The 23,139-nt window shown below is 63.8% G+C and carries 22 protein-coding genes and 1 tRNA gene; 8 read left to right on the forward strand and 15 right to left on the reverse strand.

Annotation, left to right across the window (positions count from 1 at the left end; translation table 11 throughout):
* Positions 1-229 precede the first annotated feature (229 nt).
* Positions 230-4,897: a M4 family metallopeptidase gene (locus MON38_RS05985; RefSeq protein ID WP_241935244.1), complete on the forward strand. Its 4,668-nt coding sequence runs from the start codon at positions 230-232 to the stop codon at positions 4,895-4,897.
* 84 nt (positions 4,898-4,981) lie between these two features.
* Here the strand turns inward: MON38_RS05985 and MON38_RS05990 are convergent, their stop codons facing one another.
* The 3 genes from MON38_RS05990 to MON38_RS06000 form a co-directional block, all read right to left on the reverse strand.
* A complete protein-coding gene (locus MON38_RS05990) occupies positions 4,982-5,617 on the reverse strand; it encodes a hypothetical protein (RefSeq protein WP_241935245.1) in 636 nt (211 codons plus the stop codon).
* A 192-nt stretch (positions 5,618-5,809) separates the two neighbouring features.
* Positions 5,810-7,075: a site-2 protease family protein gene (locus MON38_RS05995; protein ID WP_241935246.1), complete on the reverse strand. Its 1,266-nt coding sequence runs from the start codon at positions 7,073-7,075 to the stop codon at positions 5,810-5,812.
* On the reverse strand, positions 7,038-7,697 hold the full coding sequence (locus tag MON38_RS06000) for an HAD family hydrolase (RefSeq protein WP_241935247.1): 660 nt from the start codon (positions 7,695-7,697) through the stop codon (positions 7,038-7,040). The genes MON38_RS05995 and MON38_RS06000 overlap by 38 nt, the downstream gene beginning before the upstream one ends.
* A 99-nt stretch (positions 7,698-7,796) precedes the next feature.
* On the opposite strand from MON38_RS06000, the gene MON38_RS06005 reads away from it, so the two are divergent.
* The 3 genes from MON38_RS06005 (at position 7,797) to MON38_RS06015 (ending at position 8,853) form a co-directional block, all read left to right on the forward strand.
* Positions 7,797-7,870: transfer RNA gene (locus tag MON38_RS06005), tRNA-Ile, on the forward strand.
* 103 nt (positions 7,871-7,973) lie between these two features.
* Complete coding sequence (locus MON38_RS06010) at positions 7,974-8,165, forward strand: hypothetical protein (protein ID WP_241935248.1); 192 nt, start codon at positions 7,974-7,976, stop codon at positions 8,163-8,165.
* Between the two features lie 178 nt (positions 8,166-8,343).
* Positions 8,344-8,853, forward strand: coding sequence for a PAS domain-containing protein (locus MON38_RS06015; protein ID WP_241935249.1), 510 nt, complete (start codon positions 8,344-8,346; stop codon positions 8,851-8,853).
* A 94-nt stretch (positions 8,854-8,947) separates the two neighbouring features.
* Here the strand turns inward: MON38_RS06015 and MON38_RS06020 are convergent, their stop codons facing one another.
* On the reverse strand, positions 8,948-9,283 hold the full coding sequence (locus MON38_RS06020; RefSeq protein WP_241935250.1) for a hypothetical protein: 336 nt from the start codon (positions 9,281-9,283) through the stop codon (positions 8,948-8,950).
* Between the two features lie 496 nt (positions 9,284-9,779).
* Between MON38_RS06020 and MON38_RS06025 the strand changes: the two genes are divergently transcribed.
* Both MON38_RS06025 and MON38_RS06030 read left to right on the forward strand, forming a co-directional pair.
* Complete coding sequence (locus tag MON38_RS06025; protein ID WP_241935251.1) at positions 9,780-10,223, forward strand: hypothetical protein; 444 nt, start codon at positions 9,780-9,782, stop codon at positions 10,221-10,223.
* 60 nt (positions 10,224-10,283) lie between these two features.
* The gene (locus MON38_RS06030) at positions 10,284-10,487 is read left to right on the forward strand and encodes a hypothetical protein (RefSeq protein WP_241935252.1); all 204 of its coding nucleotides are present in this window, start codon (positions 10,284-10,286) and stop codon (positions 10,485-10,487) included.
* 162 nt (positions 10,488-10,649) lie between these two features.
* Here MON38_RS06030 and MON38_RS06035 read toward each other — a convergent pair whose 3' ends face one another.
* The 9 genes from MON38_RS06035 to MON38_RS06075 form a co-directional block, all read right to left on the reverse strand.
* Positions 10,650-10,994: a DMT family transporter gene (locus MON38_RS06035; RefSeq protein ID WP_241935253.1), complete on the reverse strand. Its 345-nt coding sequence runs from the start codon at positions 10,992-10,994 to the stop codon at positions 10,650-10,652.
* A gap of 23 nt (positions 10,995-11,017) precedes the next feature.
* Positions 11,018-12,013, reverse strand: a complete 996-nt coding sequence (locus tag MON38_RS06040) for a sterol desaturase family protein (protein WP_241935254.1) — start codon at positions 12,011-12,013, stop codon at positions 11,018-11,020.
* A 140-nt stretch (positions 12,014-12,153) separates the two neighbouring features.
* Positions 12,154-13,044 carry an N-acetylneuraminate synthase family protein gene (locus tag MON38_RS06045; RefSeq protein ID WP_241935255.1) on the reverse strand — a complete coding sequence of 297 codons (891 nt, stop codon included), beginning with the start codon at positions 13,042-13,044 and terminating at the stop codon, positions 12,154-12,156.
* Between the two features lie 109 nt (positions 13,045-13,153).
* Complete coding sequence (locus MON38_RS06050; protein ID WP_241935256.1) at positions 13,154-13,960, reverse strand: SDR family oxidoreductase; 807 nt, start codon at positions 13,958-13,960, stop codon at positions 13,154-13,156.
* Positions 13,961-13,965: 5 nt separating this feature from the next.
* Entirely contained in the window at positions 13,966-15,300 is a 1,335-nt protein-coding gene (locus MON38_RS06055; protein ID WP_241935257.1) for an aminotransferase class III-fold pyridoxal phosphate-dependent enzyme, read from the reverse strand.
* Positions 15,301-15,428: 128 nt separating this feature from the next.
* Positions 15,429-16,382: a transketolase family protein gene (locus tag MON38_RS06060; RefSeq protein ID WP_241935258.1), complete on the reverse strand. Its 954-nt coding sequence runs from the start codon at positions 16,380-16,382 to the stop codon at positions 15,429-15,431.
* Between the two features lie 104 nt (positions 16,383-16,486).
* Positions 16,487-17,344 (reverse strand): transketolase, encoded by an 858-nt coding sequence (locus MON38_RS06065; protein ID WP_241935259.1) that lies wholly within the window; start codon positions 17,342-17,344, stop codon positions 16,487-16,489.
* Between the two features lie 90 nt (positions 17,345-17,434).
* Entirely contained in the window at positions 17,435-18,241 is an 807-nt protein-coding gene (locus MON38_RS06070; protein WP_241935260.1) for a cytidylyltransferase domain-containing protein, read from the reverse strand.
* Positions 18,242-18,365: 124 nt separating this feature from the next.
* On the reverse strand, positions 18,366-19,442 hold the full coding sequence (locus MON38_RS06075) for a UDP-N-acetyl glucosamine 2-epimerase (RefSeq protein ID WP_241935261.1): 1,077 nt from the start codon (positions 19,440-19,442) through the stop codon (positions 18,366-18,368).
* A 292-nt stretch (positions 19,443-19,734) separates the two neighbouring features.
* Between MON38_RS06075 and MON38_RS06080 the strand changes: the two genes are divergently transcribed.
* Positions 19,735-20,163 (forward strand): hypothetical protein, encoded by a 429-nt coding sequence (locus tag MON38_RS06080; protein WP_241935262.1) that lies wholly within the window; start codon positions 19,735-19,737, stop codon positions 20,161-20,163.
* Positions 20,164-20,191: 28 nt separating this feature from the next.
* Positions 20,192-20,836, forward strand: coding sequence for a sce7726 family protein (locus tag MON38_RS06085; RefSeq protein WP_241935263.1), 645 nt, complete (start codon positions 20,192-20,194; stop codon positions 20,834-20,836).
* Between the two features lie 151 nt (positions 20,837-20,987).
* Here MON38_RS06085 and MON38_RS06090 read toward each other — a convergent pair whose 3' ends face one another.
* A complete protein-coding gene (locus tag MON38_RS06090; RefSeq protein WP_241935264.1) occupies positions 20,988-21,773 on the reverse strand; it encodes a GDSL-type esterase/lipase family protein in 786 nt (261 codons plus the stop codon).
* 165 nt (positions 21,774-21,938) lie between these two features.
* Positions 21,939-22,997, reverse strand: coding sequence for an alpha/beta hydrolase (locus MON38_RS06095; protein ID WP_241935265.1), 1,059 nt, complete (start codon positions 22,995-22,997; stop codon positions 21,939-21,941).
* Positions 22,998-23,139 lie beyond the last annotated feature (142 nt).

Here is a 23,139-nt window from a genome sequence, read left to right on the forward strand (position 1 = left end):
ACGCCGGACGGCGGCGTCATGGCACAACGCTGCTGGCCGGTAATTCGGTTCGGCGCCGGAAAGCGTTGCCTGCGAGCAGAAAAGACGCGCGCAGAAAATACGCCGGCCCGTGGGCAGGGGAGGCAAGCGGGCGCGCTCCTGAGCCCGGAGGGAAGGGGATGATTCGTCATTTCCGCGTTATCTTTCGCTACGGTATTCGCTGTTTCTTACACCCTTCTTTGTTCGTTTTATGCTACAACCTTTACGCTTGGGAGTGCTGAGTTTGCTGCCGCTGCTGGCGGCGGGCCCGGCCCTGGCCCAGACGATGCCTGCCGATGGAGCGCCGCAACTGATTCGCCTGGCTGACAAGCCGGGCGCGGCCCTGCGCCAGCTGCCCGTTGATGGCCGCCAGCTGCTGCGCCAGGAGCTGGGCCTGCGCCCCACCGACGACTTGCGCCCCCTGCGCACCGAAACCGACGAGCGCGGCGACGTGCACGAGCGGTTTCAGCAGTACTTCAAGGGCGTGAAAGTGGAGCACGGCCAGTACACCGTGCACCGCGCGGCCGGTGTGCTCAGCGGCGAGTTCAAGCCCGTGCCCGCCACCCTCGGCACCAAGCCGGCCCTGAGCGAGGCCGCCGCCCTGCGCGCCGCGCTGCACACCATCGGAGCCCGCCGCTATATGTGGGACGATGCCGCCGCCGAGGCTGGCCTGCGCCGCCTCAGCCAGGATGCCAAGGCCACCTACCGCCCCAGCGGCGAGCTGGTGGTGGTGGCCGACTACCGCCAGGGCGGGGCCACCGGCCCGCTGGTACTGGCCTGGAAGTTCAACATCTACGCCCAGGAGCCGCTAAGCCGGGCCTACGTGTACGTGGACGCCCATACCGGCGCCGTGGTGCTGCAGGATGCCATCATCAAGCACGCCCACGGGCCGGCCGCGGGCAACGCCGCCAGCGCCCGGCCGCAGGCGCGGCCCGCCGCCCCGCGCGGGGTAGCCAGCTCGGCCAGCGCCACGTTCGAAACGCGCTACATGGGCACCCGCGCGGCCCTGACGGACCAGTTCAACGGCAGCTACCGCCTGCGCGACTACACCCGCGCCGCCGGCATCGAAACCTACAACCTGCGCACGGGCACCAACCTGGGCGCCGCCGTGGACTTCACCGACACCGACAACAACTGGACGGCGGCCGAATACAACAACGCCGCCAAAGACAACGCTGCCCTCGATGCCCATTTTGGCTCGCAGGCCACCTATGACTACTGGATGGGCACGCACGGCCGCAACTCCATCAACGGCAGCGGCGGCAAGTTCATCAACTACGTGCACCTGCGCGTGCGTTTCGACAACGCGTACTGGGACGGCTCGGCCATGAACTACGGCGACGGCGGCACCCTTTTCCGGCCCCTGACGGCGCTGGACGTGTGCGGCCACGAAACGGGCCACGGCATTTGCCAGGCCACGGCCAACCTGGTGTACGCCAACGAGTCGGGCGCACTGAACGAGGGCTTCTCCGATATCTGGGGCGCGGCCGTGGAATACTCGGTCGACCCCACCAAGCAAACCTGGATGGTGGGCGAAGACGTGTGCCTGAACGCCAGCGGGCTGCGCTCGATGAGCGACCCGCTGAACCCGGGCGTGCTTTCGCCCTGCCCGGCCAACTACAAGGGCCGCCTCTGGGCCTTCGGCACGGCCGATAACGGGGGCGTGCACACCAACTCGGGCGTGCTCAACCACTGGTTCTACATCCTGAGCGTGGGCAAAACCGGCACCAACGAGCAGCAGCAGGCCTACGCCGTCGCGGGCATTGGCATTGATAAAGCCGCCCGCATTGCCTACCGTGCCGAGCGTCTCTATCTCACCGCCAACTCCGACTACCGCTCGACGCGCATGTTCACCATTCAGGCCGCCACCGACCTGTACGGGGCCAACTCGGCCGAAGTAACGGCCGTGACCGACGCCTGGTTTGCCGTGGGGCTGGGCACGAGCAGCGCCGCCGCCGCTGGCACGCAGGCCCAATGCCAGCCCGACGATGCCGCCGTGCTCACCGCTTCGGCTTCGGCCACCAGCCTCTGCGCCGGCGAAACCCTGAACCTGACAGCCACTGCGGCCTACCCAACCACGCGCCGCCTGCGTTCTGCCACCGGCGCAACGCTGCCCGACGCGGCCACCACCTATACGGCCGTGCCGGTTTTCAGCACCACCGTTGCGAACGGCACGACGCTGCAGCACGGCCTCGAAACCCTCTACCGCAGCAATTACGGGGACCTGCAGGGCGTGCGCGTGCGCCTCAGCCACGCCCAGCCCGGCGATGTGGCCCTGCGCCTGGCCGTGCGCAACAGCAGCGGCACCACTACCTACGTCAACCTGGCCACGGCGCTGCCCACGGCCAGCAGCCCCGCCACGCCCAGCACCCTCGACCTGACGTTTGCTGACAACGCCACGGCCACGCTGCCCACCACCATGAGCGGCACCAGCCTGACGGGCACTTACCGCCCCACCGCTGCCCTGAACAGCCTGGTTCCGGGCACGCTGGCATTCATCAGCCTGGAAGCCAAGGATGGCACGGCCGGCAACACCGGCACCATTATCAGTGCCGAACTGCTGTTTCGCCGGTCGGCCAGCGACGTGCCCTCGGTGCGCTGGATTGGCCCTGGCCTGGACGTGGCCGGCCTCACGGCAACCACCCAGCCCGCCGGCCCGGCAGCTGGCGGCACGGCCACCTACCGCTACACCGCCCTGGCGTCCGACCCGTATTTTGGCTGCACCAGCCTGCAAACCGTGAACGTGAACGTGAGCCAGCCGCTGCTGACGGCCGCCGCCCCGCAACCCGAGCTGTGCGCCGGGCGCGGCCAGGCCTTTGGCCCGGTGGCCCTGCGCGTGACTGCCGACGACAGCATCGCCGGCCAAACTTACCGCTGGACCGGCCCTAATGGCTACGCCGCCACCGGCAAGCGCCGCAGCCCCGTGCCCGCCACCGGCGGCCTGCTGCGCTACACCGTGAGCACGGCCACACCGGGCTCGAACTGCACCAACCAGCGCGTGGTGAACGTGTTGGCCCGCCGCCCGGTAGCGGCCGCGCCGGCCGGCATCGACTCGGTGGCCTGCGCCGGCGGCACTGCCCGGCTGCGCAGCCGGCCTTTCGAAAACCAGCTGGTGGGCCCTTATGAGTTCACCGGCAGCACGGCCATTCCCGATTACCCGGCCGCTGGCGTGCGCATTCCGCTCACGGTAGCGGGCACGGCCGAAGGGTTCTTCGACCTGCGCGGCATTCGCGTGAGCCTCAACCATACCTACGTGGGCGACCTGGCCCTCTACCTCATCGCCCCCGACGGCACCCGCGTGCTGCTGAGCATGCAGAACGGCGCGGGTGGCACCGGCTACCAGAACACGCTGTTCGTGGATTCGGTGGGCGCGCGGGTGCTGAGCAACGGTGCTTCGCCTTTCGCCGGCAGCTGGCAGGTAGATGACCCTGAAGGCTTTGCCAAGCTGCGCACCACGCCCATGGCCGGCACCTGGAACCTGTGGGTGATTGACGGCGGCCCGGCCGACGTGGGTGTGGTTACGGCCTGGGGCATCGTCACGCGCGGCAACAACACCATCTGGAGCGGGCCCAACGGCCTGACGGCCACCGGCGACAACGTGCTGGCTGCCGTGCCCGCCACGGCCGGCCGCTACCGCTTCATTGGCACCACCGCGGTGCCCGGCGGCTGCACCTTCCGCGACACCGTGGACGTGCGCGTGACCTCCGGCTCGGAATGGCGCCGCCGCCAGAATACCGACCTGGCCCTGGCCGCCAACTGGACCTGCCTGCCCACCGCCACCACCGATGCCGAAATACGCGGCACCGCCACCGCCCAGCCCGTGCTGAGCGCCGGCCTGGTGCAGGTGCGCAACCTTACCCTGCGCGCCGGCACCGCCCTGGCCCTGAACGGCGGCACGCTGGAAGTGTACGGCAGCCTCACCCTCGAAACCGGAGCCTCCATCAGCGGCACCGACGGCACGCTGAGCCTGCGTGGCGCCACCACCGGGCTGAATGCGCCCACCACCACCGCCCTTGCCGTGCCCCGCCTACTGGTGAACCTGCCCGCCGCCGCCGACACCGCCCGCCTGGCCCAAAGCCTGACCGTGGGCAAGGCGCTAACCCTGCAGCGCGGCATCCTGAAAACCCAGTCTTCGGCCCTGACGCTGACGCCGGGTGCTACCATTACCGAAACGGCAACGGCCTACGTATCGGGCCGCGTGCTGGCTTCGGGGCCGGTTAGCGCCAGCACCACGCAGGACTTTGGCGGTGTGGGCGTGGTCCTGAGCCAGGCTTCGGCCAGCGTGAGCAGCGTGAGCGTGGCGCGCGTAACCGACCAGGCAATTGGCCGCGCCCCGGCCCGCACCAGCATTCGCCGCTACTACGAGCTCAGCTACCTGCCCAACATTGCCGTGTCGGCAACGGTGCGCCAGAGCTACCGCGATGCCGAGTTGAACGGCCTGGCCAATACCTCCTTGCAGCCTTATCGGGCCGGCACGCTGGCCGGGCCGTGGGTGCCCGTCGCGGCCACGGCTCAGAACCCGAGCCTGAACTACGTGGAAGGCAGCGGCAGCATCCTGGGCATCTGGACGCTGAGCACGCCCACGGCCATGCTGCCCACCCGCAACGCAACGGCTGCCGGCTTCTCGGTGCAGGCCGTGCCGGTGCCGTTTGGCGCGGGGGGCTTCTCGCTGGCCTTGCAGGCCCTGCGCCCGCAGCATAGCGCCTCGGTGGCCGTGTACGACCTCACCGGCCGCCTGCTGGTGCAGCGCCCGCTCGCCATCGCCGCAGGCACCAGCACCGTGGCCCTGCCCGAAGCCGGCCGCCTGGCCGCCGGCGTGTACGTGGTGCGCGTGGTGCTCGATGGCGAAGCCCAGACCCTGCGCGTAACCCGGGAGTAAGCTGCGCCAACCCCGCGATTGCCTAAAAAAGAAAGCCCTGACCAATTGCTGGTCAGGGCTTTTTCGTTTGTAAATAATTGAAAATTAGTTTAAATAAGGCGATTCCAGCTCCTGGCCCATGCTGGTCATGGTATCGGGGCGGCGGCCGGTGAGGCGCAGGCTCAGGGCCTGGGCCTCGCGGGCGCTCAGCACGTCGAGCTCGCGCAGCCAGGCCACCCGGCGCAGCTGCGGCTCGATGAAGCCCAGCGGGTTTACTTGGCCGTATTCGTCGCGCAGGTAGGTTTTGGTGCGGCGCTCCAGCTCGGCCACCAGGGCCCGAAACTGCCGGCGCTGCCAGGGCCGCCCGGCCAGCGTGATGACGAGGTGCGCCGTTTGCAGCCGGAAGGTGCTCCACTGCTGCTCGAAGCGCAGGTAGCTGGCCAGCAGGTTGAGGCCCAGCACCAGCCACCAGCCATACAGGGCGGTATCGGCCACGCCGGTGGCCAGCCAGTGCCGCCACGGCTCGTAGCCCAGAAATGCCAGCAGCAGCGCCGTAAGCAGTAATTGATTGACCGGAATGCGGCGGCTCACTTCTGCCTTCACGGGCAGAATCTCTTCGTAGGGAACTTCGGTTTCGAGGGTGGCCACGCCCTGCGGGTTGCGCTTGCACACATACAGGCTTTCGGCCCGCAATGCCACCGTGGTAGTACCTTGAAAAAGCTGTTTTTGGGTAAAAATCATGTAGCGGGGAGTGGGGAGTGGGTAGAAGGGGACAGGAGGAAAAAACAGAAGTTCATGCCGAGCGTCGCCGAGGCATCTCGCGTTGGGCAGTTAGCAAAGTATTGGGGAAAAATGCTGGTGCTAAGGGAGGTACCTCAGCTACGCTTGGCATAACGGTTACGCAGCTCCCCCAACTTTCCACGCTTAAAATCTCTACGCAAACGGACTCGGCGTGAAGCACAGCACAAAAATAACCAGCATGAGCCAGCCCAGCAGGCGGCGGCCGGCGCTCAGGGGCCGCTCGTCGGGCGCGGGCGGGTGGTAGATGCCCGTGAGCCGCCCCAGCAGCAGCCCGAACACCAGCCAGCCGGGGTTGCCGCCCAGCCCCGGCCAGTAACTAGCCGCCGCCACCTGCGCCGCCCAGATGCCCGCCGCCAGCAGCAGCCCCTGCTGCGGCCGCGGCAACACCCGCCAGAATATCAGGGCCAGGTACCCGGCGTACACCGGCGCGCCGTAGGCCCAGGTCTGCCAGTCGTCGTGAATCGAAAAAAGCCCCAGGCCGGCGTAAAAGATGAAGCCGGTGAACAGCCAGGGCATGAGGCGGTTGGAACGTGACGGCCCCAGCAGGCCGTAGAGGATGTGGCCGCCGTCGAGCTGGCCCAGGGGCAGCAGGTTCAGGGCCGTGAAAAACAGGCTGAGCGCGCCGGCCAGCAATACCGGGTAGCGCATGAGTTCGTTGGGATGCGGCACGCGGGCGGGGTCGGCCAGCAGCGTTTCCAGGGCGCGATAGAGTAGTGGGCGGGCCATGGTCAGCGCTTCGGTACCGGGCGGGTACACGTGCCGTGCGTAGTCGGCCCCGTAGCGCGCATAGTCCGGATGAATGCTGAACAGGTACTCCAGCGGCGGCAGGTGCGTGAAGCCGTACGCCAGCACGCCCACCGCCACCACAAACCCGGCCAGCGGCCCGGCCAGGCCGATGTCGAAAAACTCACGCCGCGAAAAAATCCGCTCCCGAATCCGAATCACGGCCCCGAACGTGCCCAGGCCCAGCGGAAACGGAATGTAGTAGGGCAGCGAGGTGCGCACCCGGTTGGCCCGCGCCACGAAGTAGTGCCCGAACTCGTGCACCGTGAGCACCCCCAGAAACGGCCCCGCAAACGCCAGCCCCCGGGCCCACTCGCCGGGCAGCGGCGCGGCCGGAAACGCCCAGAATCCCAGTGGCAGCAGGTCGATGGTGCCCCGCGTGAGCACGACCCCGGCCAGCGTGGTGGTGAGCACCGTGAGCACAAACAGCCCAAAGTGCACCGCCGCCGTGCGCCCGGCCGAAGGGGCCGGCCGCTCGTAGCGTCGAAACAGCCGCCGCGCGCGGGCAGCCGATTCGGCTGGCTGTTCGGGGATGGCCGGGGACGCCACGTCGGCCGGGAAGCCGGCCAGGTCAGGTTCAGGATTGGGCAGGGGCGTATTCTCGGGGAAAGACACGGAGGGCTTCGGGCAGGGCGGTGGTGAAGGTGAGGGGCGGAGCCAGGTGCAGCACCCGCAGCCCCAGCCGCCGGGCCGTGGCCACGTGCTGCGGGCTGTCTTCGATGAACAACACGTCTTCGGCCCGCCAGTTCATTTCGCGCAGCACGTGCCGGAAAATTTCCTCGCCCGGCTTGCGCAGGCCCACTTCCTGCGAATAAAACACCCGGTCGAGCACATCGGCAATGCCGTGCGCGAAGCCGTATTGCCCGGCCAGCCGCCGGTTTATTTCGGCAATGTGCAGGGCATTGGTATTCGAGAGCAGAGCGGTTTGGTGGCCCTGCCGACGCAGCTCGGCCACCAGGGCCAGGCGGTCGGCGGGCACGTCGAGCAACATGGCGTGCCAGGCGGCGTCCAGTTCCTCGTCAGCGGCGTCGAGGGCGTACGCGGCGCGCAGCCCGGCCCGGAACTCGGCCGGCGAAAGGTGGCCGGTTTCAAACTGGTCGAACAGCGCGGCTTGGCTGGCCTGCGAAAACTCGATGGCGCTGCCCGCGCGGCTCAGGCGGCGCATGGCGGCGGGGGTGGCGGCGTAGTCGATGTCGATGAGGACCCCGCCAAAATCGAACAATAAGTGAGGAAGCATACAACAGCTTTGGTTTGGCAGGCCCAAAGGTCGTACTTTTGCCCCGTTGGAGGGCCGGCAACGGCAGGGTTGAGGTGAAAGATGACTGCCTCCAGCACCGGGCCTATAGCTCAATCGGTTAGAGCAGCTGACTCATAATCAGCAGGTCACTGGTTCGATTCCAGTTGGGCCCACTAAAAACCCCGTTTCTAGTTTAGAAACGGGGTTTTTGCTTGTTGGTTATCCTGAGCAAATGGCTGTTGGCCGGTATATTTGTTGCGGCTTTTTCTGTTCTCTATGTCCAATATCCTGGTGGACCTCAATTTGCAGCACCTGCCCGATACGTCCTTCACCGGTTCGTGGCGGGTCGAAACCCGTGCCCTGAACCGTGCCCCCGCCGCCGACCCGCTTGCGCAGGCCACGCAGGTGCACCTGCAGGCCGACGGCCTGCGCGTGGATGCGCCCGATGCCCCCCTGCACGGGGCCTAGCGCGTGGAGCGCGACCCCTTGCTTAGCCGCCCCTACCTGGAACTAACCGTGGCCGGCGAAGCTGTACGTGCCCTCGTAACGCGGTTGCAGCGCTCTCTGGACGGGCACTATCAGGCGCTGGCGCTGTATTTTCAGTCGGGCCTGGAATTGTTTTTAGTACAACCTTAACTTCATTGGCATGCACACTGCCTCTTCAGATGTGGAACGCCTGCAAACTGCTGTAGATGCAGCCGGCGTTGGCACCTGGGACTTCAACCCCATCAGCGGCGAACTGGTCTGGTCGGCCCGCTGCAAGGAAATCTTTGGCCTGCCGCCGACTGCTCAGGTGAGCTACGACGATTTTCTGGCCGGCATTCACCCCGATGACCGCGCCGCCACCGACGCGGCCGTGCAGCAGGCCCTGGACCCCGCCGGCACGGGCACCTACGACATCGAGTACCGCACCCGCTGGCAGGAAAGCGGGCCCACGCGGTGGGCACGGGCCACGGGCAAGGGTTTCTTTGATGCCAACCGTACCCACGCCCAGCGCTTCATCGGTACCATCACGGACGTAACCGACTACAAGGCATTGCTCGACCGCATCAAGCAAGCTTATGAGGAGCTGGAGGTCAAGGTCACGTTTCGCAACCTGGAGCTGGAGCGCGAGGTGCGGCAGCTACGGGCGCAGGTAGCCAGCGCTGGCGAATAAGCGGCGGCCATTCTCTGAGTAAATGGGCTGCAACAGCCCAACGAAAAAGCCCCGGCACCGCCGGGGCTTTTTTGCTCTCAAAAGGTCTTATTGGTTAGCGCTTGCGGCTGCGCAAAATGCTGCGGGTGGGCTGGGCTCCGGCCTGGGCCTGGTTGGCGCGGGGCTGGTCGTTGCGGCCGGTGCCGTGGTCGAGGTCGCGTTCGGGCAAGCCGTTCGGAAAGGTGGCGCTGGTGGTGCCGCCCAGGTGCTTGTCGGTGTAGCCCTTGGGGTAGGCGGGCACAGCCGCCGCGGGCGTTGCGCCGGGAGGCACCGCACGGGGCGGGCTGCTTGGCTGCGGCGTGGGCGGCGTGGTGGTGCGGCGGGGCACCTGGGCCGCCACAGGTCCGGCAGCCAGAACAAACACAGAAGCGAGCAACAGAAGGGTACGCATGGGCAAGGAATAAAGGCAAGAAGAGGAATAAGCTCTGGGATATACGGCAAACCAGCCGGATAGGCTACCGGCGCACATACTGCCAACCGCCAAAGGAATTCTTCGACGGAAGCGCATGGCCACCTTGCCCCTGCTTCGAAACGAACGAGTTGTTGATTCATTCCATGCTGTATTGCCGGCATAGCCTAACCGAAGCGGCTACCTGTCAGGCCTGCCAACCTGCCTCTCACAACAATGAGGCTCCGCTGAATGACCCGGGGTGTAATGCACAGACCAGCCTGGCGATACATGCGGTATGCTTTCGGCTCAAAACTTCTCCTCCGCCGTGCTTTTTACGCGCTGCGGCTTTGCCGCCACCACCATTCGCTTTGTGCAGCCCTTCGCCTTTGGCGGCGCGGCGGCTGAGGTAGCTGCTTGGGTAGAAGGTAGGCGTTGCCTGCCGGCGAAAGCCAATGGATTCATGGGCATTTCAAGCCCGTCAGCGTATATTTTGCCCATGAATTTCCCTTCTCCGTCGCACCCGTTGTCGTTTGCGGGCCTGCCGATTTACTTTCAAAATGCGGTTGGCCGACTGTTAGAGCATCCTGCCGGCTACATCGTTTTTCAATACCACGCCGGCAAGCGGGCGCTTGCCGATTTTCAGGCCCTGCTCACGCACACCGGGCAGCTGCTGCGCCGTCGTGGCTGGCAGCGCATTCTGGCCGACCAGCGCCTGATGACGCCCTTCACGGAGGCAGAAACGGCCTGGGTTACGTCCTTTTGGCTCGACCCGGCCAACCAGCCGCCCGGTGGCCTGCACGCGGCCGTGATGTTGGCCGACGACGTTTTTGCCCGGCTGGCCACCAACACCATGCGCGAAACCTTGCAGTCGGCCGCGCTTACGTACCGCCTGTTCAAGGACGAAGCAACCGCGACCGCCTGGCTGATGCAGGTTGGGTAGAAATCCTTGTCCCTAAACCGACACCACAAACCATTCGCCTATTTTTCCTGCTCGCGTCCTATGCTGTTTGCCATTCTGCTGCCCGGCATATCCATGATATTCCGCGGCCACGTTCTGAAAGGAATCCTGTGCGGAATCCTCCATGTTACCCTTATCGGCTGGATTCCGGCTGCTATCTGGGCCGTAGCTTCCTATCGCGAGGACTTGGCTGAGAAGCGCCACCGCGAAACCCTGCGCATACTGGCACAACAGGGGCGGCTCTGAGATGCCTGCCGCCAATCGTCGAAAGAGGGCGCTGGCATTAGGCCGGCGTTACAGTAGCCGCTGGAGCAGTGCCGGAAACCGCCGTTGTACTAAGCTGCCAAAGGAAGCTTATGCAACATCTGTCGTAGGTAAACTTGTTAGGCCTTCTGCCGGGGCTGTTGGTTACTCTATTCGCCGCAGGCCCAGCACGCCAATAATTATCAGGCTGGTGTAGAATACGCTCAGCCACGAAAACGGCTGTTTCAGGTACAGCACGTCAACCAGTTTGATGCCCACCACGGCCAGCGCCATCCAGGCCGAGTAGGCGGTGGCGGTGGGAATGTCGCGCATGGCCAGCGACAGAAACCACACGTTGGCCAGCCCAAAGCCCACGTAGGCCAATAGCGGCAGCACCGGCAGCAGCAGCGCCGGCTGGCCCAGGCTGTGTGCCCAGGCAATTTCCTTGATGCGCTGCATGCTCAGCGCCTTGAGGCTATACGTCCAGCAAACCTCCATGAAAGAGGCCAAAAACAGCGAAAACCAGGGATTAATCAACGGGACGAAGCGGCAGCAGTGGGTGTATGAGAGGACGCGGCCGAAGCCGGTGCGGCGCCAAAATTACCGCCCGGGCGCTGCGCCGGTATGGTTTCGGTGTAGGGCTCGGGCACGGGCCAGCCGTGCAGTGGCTTCAGGGCCGGCACGCGGTTGGTGAGCCGAGTGAGCAGCCGCCCGCGAATGCCGTGGTAGGCCCGGAACAGACGCGACCGTTTAGCCAGCTCCGCCTCGTCGAAACGGGCTACGGAAAAGACGTGCTGGCTGAAATAATCCTTCGGGAAAGCATAGGGCAGGCCCCACTTCAACGGCTTGTGGTTGGGGCGGTAAGCAGTGCCGAACAGCCAGTCCCAGAAGGCGAATTTGGTGGAGAAGTTGGCGTAAAACACCTCCTCGTGGTCGGCGTGGTGCCAGAGGTGCATCTCGGGGCCGTTGATGAAATATTGCAGGCGGCCCGAGCGCACGTCGATGTTGCAATGAATCCAGATGCCCCACACGGCATCGATGCAGGCCTTGATGGGCACCACCATCGGGTCGGCTCCCAGCAGAATGATGGGCGCAAACTCAATGGTCTGGTTAATCAGAATCTCGACGGCGTGGGAGCGGGAGCCGGCCAGCCAGTCTACCTGCTTGCCCGAGTGGTGTGCCTCATGCGTGCGCCAGAAAAACGCGCTGCTGTGCTGAAACCGGTGAAACCAGTAGATGTAAAAATCGTGCGTAATCACAAAAAATAACACCTGTGCCCAGATGGGCCAGCCCGTCACAAAATGCAGCTTGGAGAACCCGAAATGCTGGTCGAGCGGCTGAATGATGTAATCGAAGATGATGATTTTCAGCGCATAGCTCTGCACGAAGGTGTAGAGCACTAGGTCGGTCCAGAAGCCCTCACGGAAAAACGGCAAGCCCTTGCGGTAGGGGATGATGCGCTCCAGCGTAATCACGATGGCCACCCAAACGAGCAGGATGGCTGTAGTGATGAGTTCGACTTTGGGCATGGCTTGCATGGGGTTTTGTCTGTCATCCTGAGCGCAGCGAAGGACCTTATCAAGCCAGAACCAATCGCTCTGGCTTGATAAGGTCCTTCGCTGCGCTCAGGATGACAGACGATTTATAACGTCAGTTCAACCCAAACCGCTTACTCCTGGTTCGGCGTCAGCTCGCGGCGCAGGCGGGCGCGGGGCTCCAGCTCGGAGTCGTACACGCGCTTCACGCCATCGCCAAGGCCCTCTTCCACGTCGCGGATGTCGCGCACGAGCTTGGCCATGCCGCCGGGCTCCACCGAGGCGGCGTGGTCGGAACCCCACATGGCGCGGTCCAGCGTAAAGTGGCGCTCCACGAAGCTGGCGCCCAAGGTCACGGCGGCTACCGTAGTGGCCAAGCCGGTTTCGTGGCCCGAGTAGCCGATGGGCGTGCCGGGGAACATGCCTTGCAGCACGGGCACCATGCGCAGGTTCAGCTCGGCCGGCGGGCAGGGGTAGGACGAGGTGGAGTGCGCAATCATCAGCTTGTCCAGCCCGACCCACTTCACGGCCTGGTTGATTTCGTCCAGGGTGCTCATGCCGGTGCTCAGCATCAGCGGGCGGCCGGTGGCGCGCACACGGTCGAGCAGGGGCTTGTCGGTGAGGGAGGCGGAGGCCATCTTGTAAAGCACCGGCTGGAATTGCTCCATGAAATCCACCGAGGGCTCGTCCCAGCACGAGGCAAACCAGTCGATGCCCAAGGCCCGGCAGTAGTCGTCGATGGCCGTGTATTCGGCCTGGCCGAACTCGGTTTTGCGTTTGTAGTCGATGTAGCTCATGCGGCCCCAGGGGGTGTCGCGCTGCTTTTCCCACTGGTCTTTGGGCACGCACAGCTCGGGGGTGCGCTTCTGGAACTTCACGGCGTCGCAGCCGGCCTTGGCAGCCTCGGAGATGAGCTGCTTGGCCAAGTCGAGCGAGCCGTTGTGGTTGATGCCGATTTCGGCGATGATGTAGGCCGGGTGGCCCGCGCCAATGAATCGGTTTTTACGGATTTCAACAGCTTGCATAAGGCGTTGTTTGGGTTTTAGTTGTCAGTTGCTCGTTGTCAGTTGTCAGGTTGTTCAACTGCCGTTTCAAAGGGAAACTGACAACTGACAACGAGCAACCGACAACTAATTAAATAGCCGTCCAGCCGCCGTCCACCACCAGGTTGGCCCCGGTCATGTAGGCCGACGCATCTGAGGCCAGGAACACGACCGCGCCCTGGTAATCGGTGGGCGTAGCCATGCGGCCCAGCGGCGTTTTGGCGCTGTATTGCTTGATGAAGAATTCGTCCTGGCTGTTTTCGACGCCGCCGGGCGAGAGCGTGTTCACGCGCACGCCAGCCGCGCCCCAGTAGGCCGCCAGGTAGCGCGTGAAATTCACCACCGCGCCCTTGGTCATGGGGTAGGAGGGTGATTTGTAGAATGTTTGTTCGCCGGCTTCGTTGCGGTAAATGCTTTGGTCAGGGCCCACGATGCCGTAGGTACTGGCCACGTTGATAATGCTGCCGTGGCCCTGCTGCGCCATGGGCGTGCCGAACACCTGCGCCGCCAGAAATACGCCCGTCACGTTCACCTCCAGTACTTTCTGGAAGGTAGCCAGCGGGAAGTTCTCAAATTTGCTAAGGTCAGCAGCCAGCGCGGGATTCTCAAACATGTCGTTGATGGCGGCATTGTTCACCAGCACGTCGATGTGGCCGAAACGGGCCAGAATCTGGTCGCGCGCAGCGGCCAGCGACTCGGGGCTGGTTACATCGACGGCCACCGACAAATGCGGGCCGCCACCCAGCCCGAAAGCCACGGCCGCGGCCGCTTCCGCATTCAAGTCAGCCACCACGACGTTGGCCCCGGCTTCTGCCAGTGCCGCGCAGTGCTTCTGGCCGATGAGCCCGCAAGCGCCGGTGACGATGGCCGTTTTGCCCGTTAAATCGAATAAATTCATCGGTATTATTTGGCTTTAACCGGCGCGGCGTTTGTCACCTTGCGGAACACGGCTTCCACCGGCTCACCCAGCAGGCGGGCGGCCACATCACCAGCTTCAATGGCTTCCTTCAGCAGCGGCAGCACCTCGCGGTAAGCGGCGAGGGTGTGGGCCACGTCGGCGTCGGTGTGCGAGAAGCACATGTTGTGGAAACCTCCCCACATGATGCCGCGCTTGAACAGCTCCTGCTGCATGAAGGCTTTGATTTCCATGCCATTGCCGGCCGAAGGGTCGAAGGTTACTATCGTGCGGCAGTCGTAACCGTAGCACTTGGTGTACTGGCTCAGGCCCAGCTCGGCGGCAATTTCGTTGTAGCCGTCCTTCAGTTTTCTACCTTGTTCGGCGAGGCGGGCGGGCACGTTCTTCTCGCGCATCTCGCTGATGGTAGCCAAGGCGGCGGCCAGGCTCAGCGCTTCCCCCCCGAAGGTGGTGAAGAAGAACACATCCTGCTCAAACAGCTGCATCACATCGCGCCGGCCGGTGAGCAGCGCGATGGGCATGCCGTTGGCAAACGCCTTAGAATACACCGCCAAATCAGGGGTGATGCCGAAGTATTCCTGCGCGCCGCCCACGGCCACGCGGAAACCCGTCCACATCTCGTCGAAGATGAGCAGCGTGCCGTTTTCCTTGCACAGCCGGGCTACTTCGTGCAGGAAGTTGTCTTTGGGCGCGTCGAAGATAAAGGGCTCCAGAATTACGCAGGCCACATTCTCATCAAGCAGAGATTTCAGCGAATCAAGGTTGTTGTACTCGAACGCGGCCACTAGGTCTTTGCTTTCCTGCGGGATGCCTTTGTCGCGGCTGGTGGTGCCAATGTACCAGTCGTGCCAGCCGTGGTAGCCGCAGCACAGCACGTTGTCGCGCCCGGTGAAGGCTCGCGACACGCGCACGGCCGCTGAGCACACGTCGGCGCCGGTTTTGCTGATGCGGATGCTTTCGGCGTTCGGGATGATTTCGTGAATTAGCTCCGAAAGCTCCACTTCCAGTTCGTGCATCATCGAGAACGTGATGCCGTCTTCGAGTTGAGCGCGAATAGCATCGTCAACCTTCGGATAAGCGTAGCCCAGCGAAATGGGGCCAATACCCATCTGGAAGTCGATGTACTCGTTGCCGTCCACGTCCCAGATATGGGAGCCTTTGGCGCGCTTCACGTACTTCGGGCTCACGCCTTTGGTGTACTGGCCGGGGCCTTTGGCCAGCGTCTGGGTCACCGGCGTCATGATTTTCTGGGCGCGGGCGTACAGCTCGTCCGACTTGGTGATGTCGGGGTAATTCTCGTTGAAGGAAACGGTGTTGGGCATGGTTTTAGGCGTGTTTGGTGGGAGGTAGAGACGCGACACTTCGCGTCTCGTCGTTGCTAATGTTGTGTAGTCTGCACGGTTCGCGGTGGTATTGGCCGTTCAACGACGAGACGCGAAGTGTCGCGTCTCTACTCCGCGAATTGATTTTCGAGCACCGCCGGACCATCGGCAATAGCCGCGCCCGACTCACCCAGATACTCGCTGATACGGCGGGCAATGTGGTGGCCGGTGAAGCCTTCGTACTCCAGCACTGCGCTCAGGCGGCCGGGGCGGTACCACCGCTCCTCCAGTGCCAGCGGCAGCACGCGGGCCGTGAGTTGGTTGCGCAGCAGTACCTCAGCCAGAATGGAATACAGACCGCCGGTGACGAAATGGTCCTCTACCGTCACGATGAGGGAACCGCGGCGCACCACTTCCAGCAGGGCTGCTTCGTCAATCGGTTTGAGGCTGCGCAGGTTGATGAGGCCGACGGACTTGCCCTGGGCCTGCAGCAGCTCGCGGGCTACCAGCGTCTGCTCGAAGAGCATACCGTAAGTGAGGATGGTGATGTCGGTGCCCTCGGCCACTATTTCAGCCTTGCCCATTTCGAAGGGCGCGTGCTCGTAGGTGGCGGGGCGGGTGTTGATGCGCACGTAGGCCGGCGCGGGCGAGGCCCAGATGGCGGGCAGCATAGCCAGCATGTCCTGCTCGTCGGCAGGCGCGAAAACCGTCATGCCAGGGATGCCGCGCATCAAACTCACGTCTTCAATGGCCTGGTGGGTGGGGCCGTTGCCATCGGAGAGGAAGCCGGGCACGAAACCGCTCAGCTTCACTGGCAGCTGGCCGATGCCTACGTCGGTGCGAATAAACTCGAACGCCCGCAGCGTGAGGAAGGTAGCCAGCGCATGCACCACCGGTACGCGGCCGCGCAGGGCCAGGCCGGCAGCCGCACCGATGAGGGTTTGCTCGGTGATGCCGGTATCGATGAAGCGTGGGCCAAGTACGGCCGGTAGGTTGCGGATGAGGGCGCGGTTTTCGGCGGTCATCACGACGATGCGCTCATCGGCGAGGGCGGTTTCTTTTATTAGCTCTTCGTAGTTCATTGGGAAGGGACTTGGGGTCTTGGAGACTTAGGGACTTGGGGTCGGTCAGGCGGAGAACGGGACGGCCGTTAACCAAGTCCCTAAGTCCCCAAGACCCCAAGTCCCTATCTAACCGTCAGCGTTTCGCTGGTCAGCGTGGTGGCTACCTGGCTGTGCAGCTCGCGCAGCAACTCTTCCACTTCCTCCGATGAGAAGTTGCAGAACCAGCGGTCGGCGCGGGCTTCGATGCTGGGCAAGCCGCGCCCGCGCACCGTGTCGCAAATGATGACGGACGGTTTGGTGTCGGAGAAGGGGAGGGCCGAGAAAGCTTCTTCCAGTTGCGCGAAATCGTGGCCATCAATCCGGCGCACTTCGCAGCCAAAGGCCTCAAACTTAGGCGCCAGCGGCTCCAGCGGAATCAGGTCCTCGGTAGCCACGTTGGCTTGGAAATGGTTACGGTCGACCACCAGCGTCAGGTTGTTGACTTTGTGGGCGCTGGCCACCAGCAGGCTTTCCCACACGGTGCCCTCGTTCAGCTCGCCGTCGCCGGTGATAACGATGACTTTATTATCCTGGCCGCGCATTTTGCAATCCATGGCCACGCCCAGGGCCACGCTGGGCAGGTGGCCGAGCGAGCCCGAATGAAACTCCACGCCCGGCACGTTGCGGTTGGGATGCCAGTAAATGTGGTCGTCGGTGGTGAGGTGCTGGTCGAGGCGGGCTTTATCGATGAAGCCGAGCTCCACGAAGGTGCCGTAGAGGGCGGGCACGTCGTGGCCCTTGCTCAGGAAGAGGTAATCACGCGTTGGGTCCGTCAGGTTGTCGGGGCGCACGTTCAGGCAGTTGGCGTAGAGGTACACCAGCAGGTCGGCGCAGCTCAGCGAAGCGCCGGTGAAGCAGCCGCCGTCGGTACTCAGGCGCACGATGTGCTCGCGCACGCGCAGTGCCAGTTGCGCTAGGTTCTGTTGTTTCTCAGGAAGCATGGTTTAGTTGTCAGTTATTGGTTGTCAGTTGTTAGGTCGTCCGGTTGTCGGCTTGTCAAAAACTGACCACCGACAACGAACAACTGACGACTAGATTCTTCGGGTTTGCGACGAATCCACGGTTTTCAATTCATCCAGGTGGTTGCGGTACCAGTTCACGCCGGCGTAGCGGGCATTGAGTTGGGCAAGGTCGGGCCGTTTTTCGAGCAGGGTCAGGATATCGTTCAAGCCAAAGGTCGGGTTGCCGGGGTAAAGCGCGTCGTAAACGGCCTTTATGAAATCGTAGTCTTCGAGGTAATCAATGGTCCAGCGGTGGCTCATCGAGTAGTCCTTCCCGGTTTCCCACTCCACATTGCCCAGCCGGAACCGGCCGGGGTTTTCCCAGAAAAACGGCGTGGTGTGCTCGCGCTCCAGCGGCCGTTGCGCCTCGCGCCAGGCTGTTTCCAGGGCATCGAAGGGCATCACCTCCACGTCGTTGCCATCGGGGAAAGTAGCAGGGTGCAGGTTGCTCACAAAGTCGTAGCGCTCCGTAAAATCAAGGTAGAAGCCTACCACCTCATCAATGACGGCCGGGTCGATAAGCGGGCAGTCGGATGGGATTTTCAGCACAATGTCGGCCCCGTAGTGGCGGGCGGCCTGGTAATGGCGGTCGAGCAAATCCAGTGCGTCGCCGCGGAAGCATTCGAGGCCGTGGGCAACGCAGAGGTCGGCAATGGCATCGTCGGCGGCCTCGGTGGTGGTGGCTACCACCACGGTGCCGGCCAGGCGGGCGCGCTGCACCCGCTGCACCATGCGCACCAGCAGCGGCTGGCCCGCCAGCGGCAGCAGCACCTTGCCCGGCAGGCGCGACGAGCCCATGCGGGCCTGCACAACGGTCAGAATCTTCGGAACGGGCATAAATGGAGTAGTCGCTACCGCGTAGTCGGACGTGAAACGGAAATACGCTAAAAATTGCCGGGCAAAAAGCTGGCTAATCGATAAGGTGCTGGCAAATACAAGCTTAAAATAACGCTGCCCGCTTTTAGCCCGCTACCGAAGAGGCTTCCGGCACTGCGACCGTTGCAAACGCTTCGGCGTCTAATTGCCGCAGAAACGCCGGCCCGCTCCCTTCAAACCGGCTAAAACCCCGGCAAATGGCCGCAATGCGCCGCGCCGAGGTGCCGCCGTTTTGCCAGGGCAGCTTGCGCCGCAGGTCGTCCACATCAAAGTAGGAATGCACCGGCTTGCCCAGCGCCAGGCCCACATACACCACGGTCGAGTACTGGGTGATGAGCTCCACACAGTTGGCAATCATGTGGTCGGTGTTGCCTTCAGTGAAAATGAGGGTGCCGGGCGGGGCGTGCTCCTTGATTTCGTCGGTGGCGCGGGGCAGCTCCTCGTTGGGGTGCAGCTTGAAGGCCAGCGGGCGGCCGGCAGCAATGCGGGCGCACTCGCGGATGAACTTGGGGCGGTTTTCGGGCGTGAAGGTTTCGCGCAGGTCGGAGGTGGCCACCAGCACGTAGCCGTGGTGCGGGAAGTCGTTGTGCCGCACCTGCTCGATGTTATCGAAGTTGGGAATGCCCGTCACGACGAGCTTGCCGGCATCCACGCCCACGCGCTCAAAGTGCTTTTGGTAGCCTTCCGAAGCCACGCAGTAGATGTCGCAGCAGTTGTTCATGCCATTGAGCGCCGTGCCAATGGCCAGGATGGGGTAGCGCGTGAGGCGCTTCACCAGCCGCGCCCACAGGTTGAGCGGGTCGGTCATGCCCTCCTGCACAAACACGGTTTTCGTCTGCTTTATCAGCGGCCAGGGCACAATCACATCCGAGCAGCACACGATGAGGTCGTAGTGGTTGCCGAATACGCGCGCTTCAAAATCATTCGCTAAGCCGTGTTCGGCCAGGTACTTGTCGGCCTTGGCCTTGATTTTTCCGGTGACAATGGTTTTGTCCAAGCCTCCGGTCCAGACCAGGAATTTGTAGAACGGGCGCTGCCAGCCGTCGTAGTAGAGCTGGCTGAAATAGGGCTCGAACTCGTCGTCCAGCAGCTGCGCAATCTGGTGCATCTGCGTGGTTTGGTTGGGCGAGCCAATGAGAAACAGGGCCTTTTTGCGCGACATGCAGAAGTAGGGAGTGAAGCGGCCGCAAGAACGGCCGGGTAAACATTGCGGCCCACAACCGCCCAGGCCCGCCAAGGGTTTGATAGGGCGGGGGCGGGTGTGGCGCGGCGGCCAATGTACTGCCGAAAGCGGATGTAGCTTGCCGGGGCGCCGGCCTTTACGTAGTTGCCGACAAACAAAATCCGTATAAAAACAGGCTTGGCGCATTGCGTCGGCTCTGAAATATCGCTGGGGCGGTGGGCTGGCTGGTATTCGGCTGCGCAGCACGTTCCCATTTTCAATTCTGTTTGCCATGATTTTAAGCTCTTTACCCGACGCCGATGGCAGCCGCTGCATTCTGACCCAGGAGCCCGACGGGTGGCTGCGCGCCACCTGGCGCGGCTTTGTGAGCATGGAGGAAGCCCTGCGTGGGGCCGACAACTACCTGCGCACCCTGGCTACCCTGCGCAACCCACTGCTCCTCAACGACAATGTGGAGCTGATGGGGCCTTGGTTCGATTCCATCGAATGGCTGGAACGCATCTGGGTGCCCCAGGCCACCGGCATGGGCCTGCGCTACGTGGCCCACGTGGTGCAGGCCGATTCGCTGTCCGACATCCTCACGGTGCATTTCGATAAAGGCACAGCCGGTGCGCTCGAGCTCCAGATTTTTCAGCAGATTCCCGAAGCCGAGGAGTGGTTGCGCAGCTGCCAGCGGCAACTGGCCGCAACCGGCCACTAGCTGCCGGCGCGCTACTTTTGGGGTTGCCATGAACGACCCGGAAATCCGCGCCCTGCTCTATCCGCTGCTGCTCGGTGGCGTGCGCATCGACGAGCTGCCCACCGGCACCACGCGGGCCGATGTGGTGCACATCACCGAGCACTTCATGCACGGCTACGAGGTGAAGGGCGACGGCGACACGCTCCAACGCGTGGCCAACCAGCTGCGCTGCTATGGCGAAGTCTACGATTTCGTCACCTTCATCGTGACGGAAAAACACTTGGCTAAGCTGCTGCCGTTGCTGCCCGAGTGGGTGGGCGTGCAGGTAGCCTCGGCCGAGGGCTTGCGGCCGCACCGCGCTGCCGCCTACAATGCCACCGTGGAGCGCGCCCCGCTGGCCCGCCTGCTGCTGCTGGAAGAAGTGAAGCAATACCTGCTGTCGCTGGGCCTGGTGGGCGTGAGCACCCTGCGGCTGCGCGAGGTGAGCCAGTTTCTGCGCACCACGCAGCTGGTGCCGTTGTCGGGGCTGGCGCAGTTCGTGCGCGCGCGCCTCATGGCCCGGCTGCCCGAGCGCCTGCTGCTGCGGGCCGAGCGCAAGGCCGAGCGCGAGCGGCTGCCGCCGCGCCGCAAAAAAGCCCGGCCCAAGGTGAAGAAGAAAGTCAAACCGGCCGGGCGCCGGAAAGCGGCTTTATAGCGTCTGCTGAGGCTGCCCAAAGCAACGTCATGCTGAGCTTGTCGAAGCATCTCTACCGCGGTAGTAAATCAAATTACTTGCGCGGTAGAGATGCTTCGACAAGCTCAGCATGACGTTCAAATTCGCTTTATCCTAATGCTTTGACTGGTAGTTATTTATTTTTAAGAGCCTCCGCTACGGCCTGGTTCAGCAGGGGCTCCATCACTTTATAGCCGGTAAGGTTGGGGTGTACACCGTCTTCGCCGTAGGCTTTCTTCAGGCCGTTCTGGTCGTCTTTTAAAGCCGTGTGCATGTCGTAGTACACGAAGTGCTGTTGGGACGCGTAGGCTTTGAGGCGCTCGTTCAGGGCCAGGATTTTCGGGGCCGGGTTCAGGCCCTTGCGCCACCAGAAGTCGGTGCTCGGGGCTACTGAGCCCAGCACTACCCGGATGCCGTGGGCACGCGCCAGCTCGCACATGGTCATGATGTTGTTCATGGTGTACTGCGGGTTGTAGGGGCCGTTGTTTTCGGCCACGTCGTTGGTGCCCACCAGCACCACCACCACGGCCGGGCGCAGGTCGATTACATCGGTGCGGAAGCGCAGCACGGTTTGACCGGTGCCCTGCCCGCTGATGCCGCGGCCCACATACTCGTAGGTGTTGCCCCGGAAAAAAGCCGAATCCTCCTTCACCCAGCCCTCGGTGATGGAGTTGCCGATGATAACCACGCGCGGCCGGCCGGGCCGGGGCGCGGGCAGGCGCTGGTTGGCGGCGGCGTACTTCTGCAGGTTGGGCCAGTCGTTGCGCAGCAGGTATTCCTGGCGCTGGCGGTTGGCTTCATCGGCGGCTTTTTTGGCGGCGGTGGCTGGGTCGGTGGGTTGCTGGGCGTGGGCGGCGGTGCTGGCCAGCAGGCCCGCCAGTAACAGCGCGTTGCGCAAAGGTTTCAACAGATTAATCATGGAGAAGAATAGATTGATTTGTAGTTGGCCTGAACGGTATAGAGACGCGACATTTCGCGTCTTCTCGTTTGCGCCGTTCGAAAATCGTTGGGCTGCGTCGTTCAACGGGAAGACGCGAAGTGTCGCGTCTCTACATCGTTCAGGCCAGCTCATGATTCAACCCCGCTACTCAAATTGCAGCAGGCGGTTGAAAAACGGCAGCAGCTTCTGGTACATGCGACCCTCGCGGCCCATGATTCGGTTGCCGTGGTTGCCCGCGTAGGCTTCGGCCGAATGCGGGATGCCGTAGGCGGCCAGCTGGGTGCTAAGGGTGCGGCACGAGGGCGGAATGTGCTGAAACTGGTCCTGCTCGCCCCAGTCGAAGGCCAGGCCGCGCAGCTGGCGCAGGCTGGCCAGGTGGCCGGGCAGCAGCGCCAGCGGCGTGCCGGCCGCCCACTGGGCCAGCACGGCATCGCGGTGGGCGAGGCTGTCGGGGCCAGTCGAGTAGGGTAGGGCCGCGCCAAATGCGCCTTTGCCGGGCGTGGGCGACAGCGCCCGGGCGGTGGCTACTATCCGAATGGCATCGAAATTCTGGCCCAGCGCGGCGCGGCTGGTGGCGCGGCTGGCGGCGGCCTGGCCCGCCCGCCCGGCCATCCATTCAACGTGGGGCGCGGCAAAGGCGGGGCTCAGGGCGTAGGCGGCGGCGTAGGTGTTGGGGTAGAGCATGGCCAGGCGCAGGGTGCCGTTGCCACCCATGGAGTGGCCGGCGAGGCCCCGGCTGGCGGGCCTGGCGAAGGTGCGGAATTTCTGGTCGATGAACTGCACCAACTCGCGGGCCGTGAAATCGGCCCAGGGGCCGTTGGTGGCCGAGTTGGCGTAGAAGCTGCCCTGGAACAGCGTATTCTCGTTGGGCGCCACCACAATGAGCGGACGAATCTGGCCATCGGCAATGGCCTGGTCGAGCAGCGCGCCGAGGCCGTCGGCGTGGAACAGCAGGCTGTCGCTCCAGGTGAAGCCGTGCAGGTAGTACAGCACCGGGTAGCGGCTGGCGTTGGCATCGTAGCCGGCGGGTAGGTACACGCTCACGCGGCGGCGCGGGTTTTCGCCGCCGGGGTTACCGCGGAGCAGCTTCGAATCGAGGTAGGTGACGACGACCCGGCCTTTCGCGGCCAACTGCGCCTGAGCGGCGGGGGCGTGAAGCCAACTGAAGGCGGTGAGGAGCAGGAAGAATAGGTGAGGGCGCATGAGGAAATAAGACTTGGTAAAAGGCCGTCATGCAGAGCGCAGCGAAGCATCTTTACCGCACATCGTAATCCAATCACAAGAAAAGGATTAGTGGTGGCGGGCAAGATGCTTCGCTGCGCTCTGCATGACGGCCTTCTGGGTT

The sequence above is a fragment of the Hymenobacter cyanobacteriorum genome (assembly GCF_022631375.1).
GTDB classification, from domain to species: Bacteria; Bacteroidota; Bacteroidia; order Cytophagales; family Hymenobacteraceae; genus Hymenobacter; species Hymenobacter cyanobacteriorum.

Excerpts from the sequence above, each read along its gene's own strand:
- MON38_RS06050 (WP_241935256.1), bottom strand. The coding sequence starts at position 13,960 with ATGAATTTATTCGATTTAACGGGCAAAACGGCCATCGTCACCGGCGCT.
- MON38_RS06095 (WP_241935265.1), bottom strand. The coding sequence starts at position 22,997 with ATGCGCCCTCACCTATTCTTCCTGCTCCTCACCGCCTTCAGTTGGCTT.
- MON38_RS05985 (WP_241935244.1), top strand. The coding sequence starts at position 230 with ATGCTACAACCTTTACGCTTGGGAGTGCTGAGTTTGCTGCCGCTGCTG.
- MON38_RS06075 (WP_241935261.1), bottom strand. The coding sequence starts at position 19,442 with ATGTCGCGCAAAAAGGCCCTGTTTCTCATTGGCTCGCCCAACCAAACC.
- MON38_RS06065 (WP_241935259.1), bottom strand. The coding sequence starts at position 17,344 with ATGCTTCCTGAGAAACAACAGAACCTAGCGCAACTGGCACTGCGCGTG.
- MON38_RS06090 (WP_241935264.1), bottom strand. The coding sequence starts at position 21,773 with ATGATTAATCTGTTGAAACCTTTGCGCAACGCGCTGTTACTGGCGGGC.
- MON38_RS05990 (WP_241935245.1), bottom strand. The coding sequence starts at position 5,617 with ATGATTTTTACCCAAAAACAGCTTTTTCAAGGTACTACCACGGTGGCA.
- MON38_RS06025 (WP_241935251.1), top strand. The coding sequence starts at position 9,780 with ATGAATTTCCCTTCTCCGTCGCACCCGTTGTCGTTTGCGGGCCTGCCG.
- MON38_RS06080 (WP_241935262.1), top strand. The coding sequence starts at position 19,735 with ATGATTTTAAGCTCTTTACCCGACGCCGATGGCAGCCGCTGCATTCTG.
- MON38_RS06070 (WP_241935260.1), bottom strand. The coding sequence starts at position 18,241 with ATGCCCGTTCCGAAGATTCTGACCGTTGTGCAGGCCCGCATGGGCTCG.
- MON38_RS06010 (WP_241935248.1), top strand. The coding sequence starts at position 7,974 with ATGTCCAATATCCTGGTGGACCTCAATTTGCAGCACCTGCCCGATACG.
- MON38_RS06030 (WP_241935252.1), top strand. The coding sequence starts at position 10,284 with ATGCTGTTTGCCATTCTGCTGCCCGGCATATCCATGATATTCCGCGGC.
- MON38_RS06055 (WP_241935257.1), bottom strand. The coding sequence starts at position 15,300 with ATGCCCAACACCGTTTCCTTCAACGAGAATTACCCCGACATCACCAAG.
- MON38_RS06015 (WP_241935249.1), top strand. The coding sequence starts at position 8,344 with ATGCACACTGCCTCTTCAGATGTGGAACGCCTGCAAACTGCTGTAGAT.
- MON38_RS06045 (WP_241935255.1), bottom strand. The coding sequence starts at position 13,044 with ATGCAAGCTGTTGAAATCCGTAAAAACCGATTCATTGGCGCGGGCCAC.
- MON38_RS06040 (WP_241935254.1), bottom strand. The coding sequence starts at position 12,013 with ATGCCCAAAGTCGAACTCATCACTACAGCCATCCTGCTCGTTTGGGTG.
- MON38_RS06020 (WP_241935250.1), bottom strand. The coding sequence starts at position 9,283 with ATGCGTACCCTTCTGTTGCTCGCTTCTGTGTTTGTTCTGGCTGCCGGA.
- MON38_RS06000 (WP_241935247.1), bottom strand. The coding sequence starts at position 7,697 with ATGCTTCCTCACTTATTGTTCGATTTTGGCGGGGTCCTCATCGACATC.
- MON38_RS06060 (WP_241935258.1), bottom strand. The coding sequence starts at position 16,382 with ATGAACTACGAAGAGCTAATAAAAGAAACCGCCCTCGCCGATGAGCGC.
- MON38_RS06085 (WP_241935263.1), top strand. The coding sequence starts at position 20,192 with ATGAACGACCCGGAAATCCGCGCCCTGCTCTATCCGCTGCTGCTCGGT.